At 59.6% G+C, this 13,417-nt stretch carries 11 protein-coding genes; 6 read left to right on the forward strand and 5 right to left on the reverse strand.

The window, feature by feature from the left end; genetic code table 11:
- Positions 1-93: 93 nt before the first annotated feature.
- The gene (locus AC1Q6D_RS13275) at positions 94-2,199 is read right to left on the reverse strand and encodes a molybdopterin oxidoreductase family protein (protein ID WP_103403895.1); all 2,106 of its coding nucleotides are present in this window, start codon (positions 2,197-2,199) and stop codon (positions 94-96) included.
- A 134-nt stretch (positions 2,200-2,333) separates the two neighbouring features.
- On the reverse strand, positions 2,334-2,624 hold the full coding sequence (gene plzR / locus AC1Q6D_RS13280; RefSeq protein ID WP_103403894.1) for a PlzR type 4 pili assembly inhibitor: 291 nt from the start codon (positions 2,622-2,624) through the stop codon (positions 2,334-2,336).
- A 405-nt stretch (positions 2,625-3,029) separates the two neighbouring features.
- Here plzR and argF point away from each other — a divergent pair, with 405 nt between their 5' ends.
- Entirely contained in the window at positions 3,030-3,950 is a 921-nt protein-coding gene (gene argF / locus AC1Q6D_RS13285) for an ornithine carbamoyltransferase (protein WP_103403893.1), read from the forward strand.
- Complete coding sequence (locus AC1Q6D_RS13290; protein ID WP_103403892.1) at positions 3,947-5,056, forward strand: ABC transporter ATP-binding protein; 1,110 nt, start codon at positions 3,947-3,949, stop codon at positions 5,054-5,056. The genes argF and AC1Q6D_RS13290 overlap by 4 nt, the downstream gene beginning before the upstream one ends.
- 52 nt (positions 5,057-5,108) lie before the next feature.
- Here AC1Q6D_RS13290 and AC1Q6D_RS13295 read toward each other — a convergent pair whose 3' ends face one another.
- Positions 5,109-5,891, reverse strand: a complete 783-nt coding sequence (locus tag AC1Q6D_RS13295) for a PhzF family phenazine biosynthesis protein (RefSeq protein WP_103403891.1) — start codon at positions 5,889-5,891, stop codon at positions 5,109-5,111.
- Between the two features lie 90 nt (positions 5,892-5,981).
- Positions 5,982-6,452: a Cys-tRNA(Pro) deacylase gene (gene ybaK, locus AC1Q6D_RS13300; RefSeq protein WP_047532707.1), complete on the reverse strand. Its 471-nt coding sequence runs from the start codon at positions 6,450-6,452 to the stop codon at positions 5,982-5,984.
- Positions 6,453-6,776: 324 nt separating this feature from the next.
- Between ybaK and AC1Q6D_RS13305 the strand changes: the two genes are divergently transcribed.
- The 4 genes from AC1Q6D_RS13305 to glpD all read left to right on the forward strand — a co-directional run bounded on the left by AC1Q6D_RS13305 (position 6,777) and on the right by glpD (position 11,901).
- A complete protein-coding gene (locus AC1Q6D_RS13305; RefSeq protein WP_090464793.1) occupies positions 6,777-7,628 on the forward strand; it encodes an MIP/aquaporin family protein in 852 nt (283 codons plus the stop codon).
- 75 nt (positions 7,629-7,703) lie between these two features.
- On the forward strand, positions 7,704-9,209 hold the full coding sequence (glpK, locus tag AC1Q6D_RS13310; protein WP_103403890.1) for a glycerol kinase GlpK: 1,506 nt from the start codon (positions 7,704-7,706) through the stop codon (positions 9,207-9,209).
- A 94-nt stretch (positions 9,210-9,303) separates the two neighbouring features.
- A complete protein-coding gene (locus AC1Q6D_RS13315) occupies positions 9,304-10,059 on the forward strand; it encodes a DeoR/GlpR family transcriptional regulator (RefSeq protein WP_103403889.1) in 756 nt (251 codons plus the stop codon).
- Positions 10,060-10,362: 303 nt separating this feature from the next.
- Entirely contained in the window at positions 10,363-11,901 is a 1,539-nt protein-coding gene (gene glpD / locus AC1Q6D_RS13320; RefSeq protein WP_103403888.1) for a glycerol-3-phosphate dehydrogenase, read from the forward strand.
- Between the two features lie 128 nt (positions 11,902-12,029).
- On the opposite strand, the gene AC1Q6D_RS13325 is transcribed toward glpD, so the two are convergent.
- Positions 12,030-13,139 (reverse strand): NADH:flavin oxidoreductase/NADH oxidase, encoded by a 1,110-nt coding sequence (locus AC1Q6D_RS13325; RefSeq protein ID WP_103403887.1) that lies wholly within the window; start codon positions 13,137-13,139, stop codon positions 12,030-12,032.
- Positions 13,140-13,417 lie beyond the last annotated feature (278 nt).

The following is a 13,417-nucleotide window of genomic DNA, read 5'->3' on the forward strand; positions in this document are numbered from 1 at the left end:
CACCTCGGCTGAACTTTCCGACTCATGGGTCGGCACGGTGGCGCATTGTAACGGAAAGCCGAGCACCCTGCTCGGTCTCTCCGTCAGATACGATCAGGCCGCCGCCACGGTCACCGGAACACCGTTCAACGCCGCATTGCCCGACAACTCATCGAGTTGACACTCATCCGTCAGGTCGTTGGCGCTGGAGCCTGGCTGGCCGCTGGCAATGGTCATTTGCACACCGGGTCGCGCATGGCCCCAACCGTGCGGAAGGCTGACCACACCTTTCATCATATCCAGGCTGCCGACCACTTCAACTTCGATCGTGCCGACCCGGGAGCTGACCCGCACACGCTGCCCGTCACTCAAACCGCGACTGGCCAGATCATCCGGGTGCATCAACAACTGATGACGCGGCTTGCCTTTTACCAACCGGTGATAGTTGTGCATCCACGAGTTATTGCTGCGTACATGACGGCGGCCGATCATCAATAACTCGTCAGCAGCCGGTGCCCGCAATGCAGCAAAGCGCGCCAGATCGGCAAGGATCGCGGCTGGAGCGGCCTGGATTCGCTGATTGGCAGTTTTCAGACGTGGCGCCAGATTGGGTTTCAGCGCCCCAAGATCGACCCCATGGGGATGATCGAACAGCGTTGCCAAAGACAGTTTGTGTTCCGAGACATCGCCATACAACCCCATGCGCAAACCGCGATCGATCATCTGCGCCGGCGCCATGGTCGGCTTCAACTCCTTGCCGGTTTTCGCGGCGAAGGCCTTGGCCAGCCCGACGAAAATCTCCCAGTCATGCAGCGCGCCTTCGGGCTTGGCCAGGATTGCGCGATTGAAACGACTGACGTTACGCACCGCAAACATATTGAACGTGGTGTCGTAGTGGTCGTTTTCCAGCGCCGAGGTGGATGGCAGGATCAGGTCGGCATAGCGCGTGGTTTCATTGATGTACAAATCGACGCTCACCATGAACTCCAGCCCGTCCAGCGCCTGTTCCAGTTGTCGGCCATTGGGCGTGGACAATACCGGATTGCCCGCCACGGTGATCAGCGCACGGACCTGCCCTTCTCCCTCGGTCAGCATCTCCTCGGCCAACGCCGACACGGGCAACTCGCCAGCATATTCGGGGCGCCCCGACACACGGCTCTGCCACAGATTGAAGTGCCCACCCGATGTGGAGGCCACCAGGTCCACCGCGGGCTCGGTGCACATCGCGCCCCCGACGCGATCGAGGTTACCGGTGACCAGGTTGATCAATTGCACGACCCAGTGGCACAGCGTGCCGAACGCTTGGGTCGAGACGCCCATGCGGCCATAGCAAACCGCGCTTGGCGCGGCGGCGAAGTCCCGCGCCAACTGGCGGATCTGCTCGGCCGGCACCGCGCACAACGGGCTCATGGCCTCGGCGGTGAAACCTGCAACAGCCTCGCGCACCTCATCCAGGCCATCCACCGGCAAATGGCTGTCGCGGGTCAAGCCCTCGGCAAACAAGGTATTGAGCAAGCCGAACAGCAAGGCTGCATCGCCACCTGGGCGCACGAACAGATGCTGGTCGGCGATCGCCGCCGTTTCGCTGCGGCGCGGGTCGACCACCACCACTTTACCGCCCCGGGCCTGGATCGCCTTCAAGCGCTTTTCCACATCCGGCACGGTCATGATGCTGCCGTTGGAGGCCAGCGGATTACCGCCGAGGATCAGCATGAAGTCGGTGTGATCGATGTCCGGGATCGGCAGCAGCAGACCGTGGCCATACATCAAATGACTGGTCAGGTGATGGGGCAATTGATCGACCGACGTCGCGGAAAACCGGTTGCGGGTTTTCAACAGACCGAGGAAGTAATTGCTGTGGGTCATCAGTCCATAGTTGTGCACGCTGGGGTTGCCTTGATAGACCGCCACCGCGTTTTGCCCATGACGCTCCTGAATCGCCGCCAGGCGTTCGGCCACAAGGTTGAAAGCGTCCTGCCACTCGATAGGCTGCCATTCGCTGCCCACGCGTAACATGGGTTGATGCAGGCGGTCCGGGTCGTTCTGAATGTCCTGCAGGGCGACAGCCTTGGGGCAGATATGCCCACGGCTGAACGTATCCAGCGAATCGCCCTTGATCGAGGTGATCTGCACGCGGCCTTCGAGTTCGGTGGTTTCGATGGTCAGGCCGCAGATGGCTTCACACAGGTGGCACGCACGGTGATGGAGAGTCTTGGTCATGGCCAGTCTCTGTCTTGTTCTGGGCGGGCAATGTCGGCCGCGGGAACAAAACTATGGCGCCTGCCCCGCCAGCGCGCCAGCGATGTTCGTCTTGTGAATTGCTGGCCATCAGGCCAGCCGATGGCCGCTGCCGATCAGCTCGATGGCAGCCTGGGCGGCACCTGCGACTGAAGCCGCTGGAGGGTTTCGATCGGTTCGTGGGCGGCCTGCACTCCGGTCAGTTCGCCGATCAGGCGCCAATGCTCGTCCAGCCCGGCGCTGATGGTAACCATGCGGTCGATCATGCGTCGCGCGGCTTCCCGGGTCACTTTGTCGTCACTTCGCAAGAGTTCGAAGGACATCGAGGTCATCGAGGCGGTCAGGTGAGTCAGGGAGCGGGCCGTAAGGCCGAGCAATTCCATCAACTGCTGTTCTTTCGATTCCATGCCAAGGCTTCCTGCATCACTCGTGATTTATTTATACCCCAGCACCTTGCGTTAGCAAATGTTTCAGATTGGCAGCGCTGTGCACGAAGCCTGCAAACAACAGGTCATAAACCGACCACACAACACCGCCAACGCCTCGCTCGATTGCCAAGCTGAGCGGGGCCGGTGTACAAAGACCCGGCTACTGTCAGGAAACAGGCTTCAAAAGCGCTACTGCGGTGACCCCGTAGCCCCTCTGAAATCCCCTAAAAACCGTAGCCCTATTGGTAAGACGCGACATTTAATTATAAGATCGCGCCTTCCCTTATTTCGTCGCCCCGTGCGGCTTACGCCGCAGGTCTCGCCCGTTGTTCCGTTAAACAAGGCTTTGAGCATCTGCGGTTTGTAGCAAAAAGGTAGTCAATGATGAGCGCAAGGCACTTTCTCTCCCTGATGGATTGCACGCCCGAAGAGCTGGTCAGCGTGATCCGTCGAGGCGTTGAGCTCAAGGACCTGCGTAACCGCGGCGTACTGTTCGAGCCCCTGAAAAATCGCGTGCTCGGGATGATTTTCGAAAAATCCTCGACCCGCACCCGCATTTCCTTCGAAGCCGGCATGATCCAGCTCGGTGGCCAGGCGATCTTCCTGTCGCCACGCGACACCCAACTGGGCCGTGGAGAGCCGATCAGTGATGCTGCCATCGTCATGTCGAGCATGCTCGATGCGGTGATGATCCGCACGTTTTCCCACAGCACCCTGACCGAGTTCGCCGCCAATTCGCGCGTGCCACTGATCAACGGTCTGTCCGACGATTTGCACCCGTGCCAGTTGCTGGCCGACATGCAGACCTTCCTCGAACACCGCGGCGCCATCCAGGGCAAGACCGTGGCCTGGATCGGTGACGGCAACAACATGTGCAACAGCTATATAGAAGCGGCGATCCAGTTCGACTTCCAGTTGCGCGTCGCCTGCCCGGAAGGCTATGAGCCGAACCCGGAGTTTCTGGCCCAGGCCGGCGATCGGGTAACCATCGTGCGTGATCCGAAAGATGCCGTACGCGGCGCGCATCTGGTCAGCACCGATGTCTGGACCTCCATGGGCCAGGAAGAGGAAACCGCCAAGCGTCTGGAGCTGTTCGCGCCATACCAGGTCAATCGTGCCCTGCTTGACCTGGCTGCCCCCGACGTTCTTTTCATGCACTGCCTGCCCGCGCACCGGGGCGAAGAAATCAGTGTGGATCTGCTCGACGACCCGCGCTCGGTCGCGTGGGACCAGGCTGAAAACCGTCTTCACGCGCAAAAGGCCCTGCTCGAATTTCTCGTTCCGCCTTCGTACCACCACGCATGAGTCAGCCACTCCTGCTTAACCTGCGCAACCTCGCCTGCGGCTATCAAGACCAGCGGGTCGTGCAGAACCTCAACCTGCATTTGAATGCGGGCGACATCGGTTGCCTGCTCGGCTCTTCAGGCTGCGGCAAGACCACCACCCTGCGTGCGATTGCCGGTTTCGAACCGGTGCACGAAGGTGACATCCAGCTGGCTGGCGAAACGATTTCCAGCGCAGGCTTCACCCTTGCACCGGAGAAGCGCCGCATCGGCATGGTGTTTCAGGACTACGCGCTGTTTCCCCATTTGAGCGTGGCCGACAACATTGCCTTCGGGATCCGCAAGCACCCACAAAAGGATCGCGTCACCGAAGAGCTGCTGGAACTGGTCAACCTGAAAAACCTCGGCAAGCGCTTCCCCCATGAGCTTTCCGGCGGCCAACAGCAACGTGTCGCCCTGGCCCGCGCCCTGGCGCCGGAGCCGCAGCTGCTACTGCTCGACGAGCCGTTTTCCAATCTCGATGGTGAATTGCGCCGCAAGCTCAGCCATGAGGTTCGTGACATCCTCAAGGCACGCGGCACCAGTGCGATTCTGGTGACCCACGATCAGGAAGAAGCATTCGCCGTCAGTGATCACGTTGGCGTGTTCAAGGAAGGTCGGCTGGAGCAGTGGGATACGCCCTACAACCTCTATCACGAACCGCTGACACCCTTTGTGGCCAGCTTCATCGGCCAGGGTTACTTCATTCGTGGCCAACTGAGCAGTCCTGAGTCGGTGCAGACCGAATTGGGCGTGTTGCGCGGCAACCGTGCCTACACTTTGCCAGTCGGTGGTGCAGTGGATGTGTTGTTGCGTCCGGACGATATCGTCTATGCCCCGGACAGCGCGCTGAAGGCGCGGATCGTTGGCAAGACGTTCCTTGGCGCATCGACCTTGTATCGCCTGCAACTGGCGACCGGCGCGCAACTGGAGTCGATCTTCCCCAGCCATGTCGATCATCAGGCGGGTGTGGAGGTGGGCATTCGGGTGGCGGCGGAACACCTGGTGCTGTTCCACGCTTCCGGCAGCACGGCGGCACAGATTCCGGTCGTCGAATCCGGTGTCCGGCGGTACAGCGCTACTCACTGAGAAGCACAATCCCTGTGGGAGCGAGCAAGCTCGTTCCCACAAAGGAATCGGTTTAATCCAGCATCAACGTTCCGCTCGCCATCAGCGTCGCATTCCCACCGATCTTCACCCGCTCCCCCTCCAATCGGCAGAACAACTCTCCGCCCCGCGCCGAACATTGATAAGCCGTCAGGCTTGACTTGCCCAACCGCGCCGACCAGTACGGAATCAGGCAGCAATGGGTCGACCCGGTCACGGGATCTTCATTGATGCCAATGGCCGGAGCGAAATAGCGCGACACGAAATCGTGCTGAGTGCCCCGGGCGGTCACGATCGCCCCCAGCCAGGGCAGCTTCGCCAGGGCAACCATGTCAGGCTTGCAGTCGAGCACCGCCTGCTCGGACTCCAGCACCACGAACAACTCATTCGAACCCAGCACATCGATGGCTTCCACGCCCAGGGCGCGCTCGACATCCAGGTTCACACCTATTTCCGAAGGAACGATCGCCGGAAAGTCCAGCCACAGACGCCCACCGTCGCGGCTCACACTCAGCGGACCGGATTGACAGGTGAAATCCAGACGCTCGACCGGCTCTTTATAGATTTCAAACAATACATAAGCGCTGGCCAGCGTTGCATGACCGCACAATGGAACCTCGGTGGTCGGAGTGAACCAGCGGATGCGCCAACCCTGCCCTTCACGTACCACGAAAGCCGTTTCAGCGAGATTGTGCTCCGCGGCGATTTTCTGCATCAACTCATCGGCGAGCCAGGCATCGAGCCGGTAAACCATTGCCGGGTTGCCGCCAAATGGCCGATCACTGAACGCATCGACCTGGTGAAACTCAAGCTGCATAACCGTCTCCTTGTGTTTTGCCCTTGAGCATGCAGCGGCCGAAAACGCTGCACCAGTGACAGTGCAGGCTAATTTTCGCCATACAGCGGCTCAGGCACGCCCGATGTCAGCGAACGTCGCCTGGGTGTGTTCGGCGAGCACGGCAGGGGCCAATTCAACCTCCAGACCCCGTCGACCTGCGCTGACAAAAATGCTCGCAAAAGGCTGAGCCGAATTATCGATAAACGTGCGCAAGCGCTTCTTCTGCCCCAACGGGCTGATCCCCCCCAACAGATAACCGGTTGAACGCTGCGCCGCCGCCGGGTCGGCCATTTCGACCTTTTTCACCCCGGCCGCGTGAGCCAGGGCCTTCAAGTCCAAAGTGCCAGCAACCGGCACTACCGCGACCAGCAACTCTCCTTTCTCACTGGCTGCCAGCAAGGTCTTGAACACCTGCGCAGGGTCGAGCCCGAGTTTCTCCGCCGCCTCCAGCCCATAGGAAGCAGCCTTCGGGTCATGCTCATAGCTGTGCACTCGGTGTTCGGCCCGAACTTTTTTCAACAAATCCAATGCGGGGGTCATGACAGCTCCAGACTTGGCGGCAGTAGAAAATATTGGGCGGGATTCTAGGACATTGGTTAACAAAAGGCTCTATGGCGCGCCCTTCCGTCCACTCAATCACTAGGTCATTCATGCGACGAATAGTTGCATTCTGACTGATGGTTCACTTTCGACCTTTGACAGCAGTGTTTCTTGTCTATATTTTTTCGTTTTTGAAACTGCTCAAAATGTCCTACCGCAGCACCCAGCAACAAACCGGGCACTGGATGGGGATCCTGACCCGGTGAAAAACGCGCTTTGATCATGATGAAAAAAAAGCGCCAGACAATAAAAAATGAGGTTTCGATGACAACCGCTTTACAACAACCATCACTCTCGAGCCAGTGCATGGCCGAATTCCTGGGCACTGCGCTGCTGATCTTTTTTGGTACGGGTTGCGTCGCCGCCCTCAAAGTCGCGGGCGCCAGCTTTGGTCTGTGGGAAATCAGCATCATCTGGGGTATCGGTGTAAGCATGGCGATTTACTTGACCGCCGGAGTTTCCGGCGCTCATCTCAACCCTGCCGTCAGCATCGCACTGAGCATTTTCGCCGACTTCGAAAAGCGCAAACTGCCGTTTTACATTCTGGCCCAAGTGGCGGGTGCGTTTTGTGGCGCCTTGTTGGTTTACACGCTATACAGCAATCTATTCTTCGATTTCGAACAAACTCATCATATGGTTCGCGGCACTGAAGCCAGCCTGGAATTGGCGTCGGTGTTCTCCACCTTTCCCAATCCGAGCCTGTCCACCTCACAGGCCTTTCTGGTCGAGGTGATCATCACCGCCATTTTGATGGGCGTGATCATGTCCCTGACGGACGACAACAATGGCCTGCCGAACGGCCCGCTGGCGCCAATCCTGATTGGTTTGCTGATCGCGGTGATCGGCAGTTCGATGGGACCGCTGACCGGTTTCGCCATGAACCCCGCCCGTGACTTCGGCCCTAAATTGATGACGTTCTTCGCTGGCTGGGGTGACATTTCTTTCACCGGCGGGCGCGATATCCCGTACTTCCTGGTTCCGGTTTTCGCACCGATTATCGGGGCCTGCCTCGGCGCCGCAGCCTATCGCGGCGTTATTGCCCGCCATCTGCCAAGCGTCGCACCTGCTACAAAGGACACAGCACCGGCCATTGACGGCAAACCAAGAATTTCTTGATACCGTTGGCACGTGATTCTGCCCATTCAATCGCGCGCCAGACCTCACTCCCTTATTTCGTCCAAGGCAATCGACATGACCGACACACAGAATAAGAACTACATCATTGCCCTCGATCAGGGTACGACCAGCTCCCGCGCGATCATCTTCGACCGTGACGCCAACGTGGTCTGCACCGCACAGCGCGAATTCGCCCAGCATTACCCGCAAGCGGGCTGGGTCGAACACGACCCGATGGAAATCTTCGCCACCCAAAGCGCCGTGATGGTCGAGGCCCTGGCTCAGGCCGGCCTGCATCACGATCAGGTCGCCGCCATCGGCATCACCAACCAACGTGAAACCACCGTGGTCTGGGACAAGAACACCGGTCGACCGATTTATAACGCAATCGTCTGGCAGTGCCGCCGCAGCACCGAGATCTGCCAGCAGCTCAAGCGTGATGGCCACGAGCAATACATCAGCGAGACCACGGGTCTGGTGACCGACCCCTATTTCTCCGGCACCAAGCTCAAGTGGATACTTGATCACGTCGAAGGCAGCCGTGAACGCGCGCGCAACGGCGAGTTGTTGTTCGGCACCGTCGACAGCTGGCTGATCTGGAAATTTACCGGCGGCAAGGTCCACGTCACCGACTACACCAACGCCTCGCGCACCATGCTCTTCAACATCCACACTCTGGAGTGGGACGCGAAGATGCTGGACGTGCTGGACATCCCGCGGGAAATGCTGCCCCAGGTGAAATCGTCGTCGCAGATCTACGGCCATACCAAAAGCGGCATCGCCATCGGCGGGATCGCCGGCGACCAGCAAGCGGCGCTGTTCGGCCAGATGTGCGTTGAAGCAGGTCAGGCCAAGAACACCTATGGCACCGGCTGTTTCCTGCTGATGAACACCGGCGACAAAGCCGTGAAGTCCAGACACGGCATGCTCACCACCATCGCGTGCGGCCCGCGCGGTGAAGTGGCCTACGCCCTGGAAGGCGCCGTGTTCAATGGCGGCTCCACCGTCCAGTGGTTACGCGATGAGCTGAAAATCATCAACGACGCCCACGACACCGAATACTTCGCCAACAAGGTCAAGGACAGTAACGGCGTGTACCTGGTACCGGCGTTCACCGGACTGGGCGCGCCGTACTGGGACCCCTATGCCCGTGGCGCATTGTTCGGCCTGACTCGCGGCGTCCGTGTGGATCACATCATTCGTGCCGCACTGGAGTCGATTGCCTACCAGACCCGCGACGTGCTCGACGCCATGCAGCAAGACGCCGGCGAACGCCTCAAGGCCCTGCGCGTGGACGGCGGCGCCGTGGCGAACAACTTCCTCATGCAGTTCCAGGCCGACATCCTCGGCACGCAGGTCGAGCGCCCGCAAATGCGCGAGACCACCGCACTGGGTGCCGCGTACCTGGCAGGCTTGGCCTGCGGCTTCTGGGGCAGCCTGGAAGAACTGCGCGGCAAGGCGGTTATTGAACGCAAGTTCGAACCGGCGCTGGACGAAGCGGCGAAGGAAAAACTCTACGCCGGCTGGAAAAAAGCCGTCAGCCGCACCCGCGATTGGGAGCCGCACGAAGGGGCTGAATAAGCCAGGCTGCGGACTGTATCCGCGAGTAACTGGTCGGGAGGAGATTCCTGCGGCATCATGGGCAAATTTTGCTCGGCAGCCCAAAGGACGCCCCATGAATCTGCCTCCCCGTCAGCAGCAAATTCTCGAACTGGTCCGCGAACGCGGGTACGTCAGTATCGAGGAAATGGCCACGCTGTTCGTTGTTACACCGCAGACCATTCGCCGCGATATCAATCAGCTGGCGGAAGCCAATTTGTTGCGTCGTTACCACGGCGGCGCAGCCTACGACTCCAGCGTCGAAAACACTGCCTACGCCATGCGCGCCGATCAGATGCGCGACGAGAAACAGCGTATTGGCGAAGCCATCGCCGCACAGATCCCCGATCACGCCTCGCTGTTCATCAATATCGGCACGACCACCGAATCGATTGCCCGGGCGTTGCTCAACCACAGCCATCTGAAAATCATCACCAACAACCTGCATGTGGCTTCGATGCTCAGCGCCAAGGACGACTTCGATGTCCTGCTGACCGGGGGCACTGTGCGACGTGACGGAGGCGTGGTCGGTCAGGCCAGTGTCGATTTCATCAACCAGTTCAAGGTCGATTTCGCCCTGGTGGGCATCAGCGGCATCGATGAAGACGGCAGCCTGCTGGATTTCGATTATCAGGAAGTGCGGGTTTCCCAGGCGATCATCGCCAATGCCCGACAAGTGATTCTGGCCGCTGACTCCAGCAAGTTCGGGCGCAACGCCATGATTCGCCTGGGGCCGATCAGCCTGGTTGATTGCCTGGTCACGGATCAGCAGCCTTCCCCTGCGCTGACGCAGCTTTTGAGCCAGCACAAAGTCAGACTGGAAGTCGTTTAAGCACATCCCCCGTGACGAGGGAGCTTGCTCCCGCTGGGCTGCGAAGCGGCCCTCACCCCTTCAATTGAGTTCATTTAGACCCACTGAACTCGCCGCAAAAGCGACGGGAGCAAGCTCCCTCGCCACCAAAGCCGTCCGCTTACACTCTCAATGTTCGTAAATTTTCCTTTCATCGCCATTCGATGAGTTTTTTCAATCGAATCTGACTGGCTGCGTGCGTCTTTATGGGCTAGTATTTTCGCAAATGAACATTTATGTTCGATTTCAAATACAAAACATCAAAGAATCCCGAGGCCCGAGCCGATGCCCACTTCTATCTTGCCCACGCCCCCTCTTGCCGAGGTCTACGATGTCGCCGTCATTGGTGGCGGGATCAATGGCGTGGGGATCGCAGCGGATGCCGCCGGTCGCGGTCTGACGGTGTTCCTTTGCGAAAAGGATGATTTGGCCAGCCATACCTCGTCGGCCAGCAGCAAGCTGATCCATGGCGGCCTGCGTTATCTCGAACACTACGAATTCCGTCTGGTGCGCGAAGCCCTGGCCGAGCGCGAGGTGCTGCTGGCCAAGGCTCCGCACATCGTCAAGCCAATGCGCTTCGTGCTGCCGCATCGCCCGCACCTGCGACCCGCCTGGATGATTCGTGCCGGCCTGTTCCTGTACGACCATCTGGGCAAACGGGAAAAACTCGCCGGTTCGAAAAGCCTGAAGTTCGGTCCCGATAGCGCACTGAAAAGTGAAATCACCAAGGGCTTCGAATACTCCGACTGCTGGGTCGACGACGCACGGCTGGTGGTGCTGAACGCCATGGCCGCCCGGGAACAAGGCGCCCATATTCACACTCAGACCCGTTGCGTCAGCGCTCGTCGCGCCAAAGGCCTGTGGCACCTGCATCTGGAGCGCGCCGATGGCAGTCTGTTTTCGATCCGCGCCAAGGCGCTGGTGAATGCCGCTGGCCCATGGGTCGCCAAGTTCATCCGCGACGACCTGAAGATGGAATCGCCCTACGGCATCCGCCTGATCCAGGGCAGCCACCTGATCGTGCCGAAGCTGTACGAAGGCGAGCACGCGCACATTCTGCAAAACGAAGATCAGCGCATCGTGTTCACCATTCCTTACCTGAACCATTTCACCCTGATCGGCACCACCGACCGCGAATACACGGGCGATCCGGCAAAGGTGGCAATCACTGAAGGCGAAACCGACTACCTGCTCAAAGTGGTCAATGCCCACTTCAAAAAGCAAATCAGCCGCGACGACATCCTGCACAGCTATTCCGGCGTGCGTCCGCTGTGCAACGACGAATCCGACAACCCGTCGGCCGTCACCCGCGATTACACCCTAGCGTTGTCGGGCAGTGGCGAAGAAGCACCGTTGTTGTCGGTATTCGGTGGCAAGCTGACCACCTACCGCAAACTGGCCGAATCGGCGCTGGCGCAACTGGCGCCGTACTTTGCGCAGATGAAGCCGAGCTGGACCGCCAACGCGACCTTGCCGGGCGGCGAAGACATGACCACCCCGCAAGCGCTGAGCGCGTTGATTCGCGACAAGTTCGACTGGGTCCCGACAGAAATTTCGCGCCGCTGGGCGACCACCTACGGCAGCCGTACCTGGCGTCTGCTCGAAGGCGTACAGAACCTCAGCGACATGGGCGAACACATCGGTGGCGGCCTCTACACCCGCGAAGTCGATTACCTGTGCAGTGAAGAGTGGGCCACCACCGCACACGACATCCTGTGGCGTCGCAGCAAGCTCGGGTTGTTCACCACGGCCGCGGAACAGGACAAGCTCAAGGATTACCTGAACAAGGTCGAGCAGCACCGCAGCAAGATCGAAGCAGCCTGATTGCACCGCTTGATACTGTAGGAGCGAGCATGCTCGCGAAAAACGCCAGGGCAACGCGGGGTATCCGGCAGAGCGCGTTATCGTTGACGTCCATCGCGAGCAGGCTCGCTCCTACAAGAGGCGCTGTCTCATATATCCCGCAAATCTGATTCATGGATGGGCTGATCACGGTGCGTCGCCCGCTGGTACTGCGCCGGCCAGATGGCTTTGCGTCCGCCGAGATCGTCATCCGCGTGCAGCGGCCAGTAAGGATCACGCAACAACTCGCGGGCCAGGAAAATGATATCCGCCTGACAGGTGCGCAGAATGTGTTCGGCCTGAGCCGGCTCGGTGATCATTCCTACGGTGCCAGTCGCGATTTCCGATTCCTTGCGAACCCGCTCGGCGAAGCGGGTCTGATAACCAGGCCCAGTGGGAATTTCCGCATTCGCCGCCGTGCCGCCGGACGAAACATCGATCAGGTCCACACCCAGCGCCTTGAGCCGCCGCGCCAGCTCGACGGTTTCATCGGGATTCCAGCCGTCCTCCACCCAGTCAGTGGCCGAAACCCGGACAAACAGCGGCAACTCTTCGGGCCACACCGCGCGCACCGCTTCGGTGACTTGCAGCACCAGGCGGATGCGATTTTCGAATGAGCCGCCGTACTGATCGCGCCGTTGATTACTCAAGGGCGAAAGAAACTGGTGCAACAGATAACCATGGGCCGCATGCACCTCGACCACTTTGAAACCGGCGATCAGCGCGCGCTTGGCCGAATCGACGAAGGCCTGAATGACGTTGGCGATTTCGCCGTCATCAAGCTGCCTGGGCTGAGTGTGCTGGGGGTCGAACGCGATCGGTGACGGACCGACCGGAAGCCAGCCGCCCTCTTCGATCTTGACGCTGCCATGCTTGCCCAGCCACGGCCGATAGGTGCTGGCCTTTCGCCCTGCGTGCGCCAACTGGATACCCGCAACGGCGCCTTGGGCAGCAATGAAGCGGGTGATGCGTTGCAGCGGCTCGATTTGCTCATCGTTCCACAAACCAAGGTCTTGCGCGGTGATTCGCCCGTCGGCCGTGACCGCCGTGGCTTCGGTGAACACCAGTCCGGCCCCGCCGATGGCACGGCTGCCGAGGTGGACCAGGTGCCAGTCATTGGCCAGGCCATCCACACTGGAATACTGGCACATCGGTGATACCGCAATGCGGTTGAGCAGGGTCAGTTGACGAAGGGTATAGGGTTCAAGCAGCAGACTCATGGGGCACCTCTCGAATCAGTGGTCAGGCTCCAGGGTTCTGTTTGAAAAGTCGACGAGTGACAGGAAATAGGTGCAGCACCCGCCCCCGCGGGCAAAAAATTCGACAAGACGTCACAAGGATTATCAAGCAGTGCTTAGAGCCTAGTCGACAATGGGGGATGGGGAAGGGTTCAGGAATGAAACAGACAATCTGCACACAGCACAGTCCTTGTGGCGAGGGAGCTTGCTCCCTCGCCACAAAAACAGTATCAACCAATCCCTTTTCCAACAACAAAAGC

The sequence above is a fragment of the Pseudomonas sp. MT92 genome (assembly GCF_058792515.1).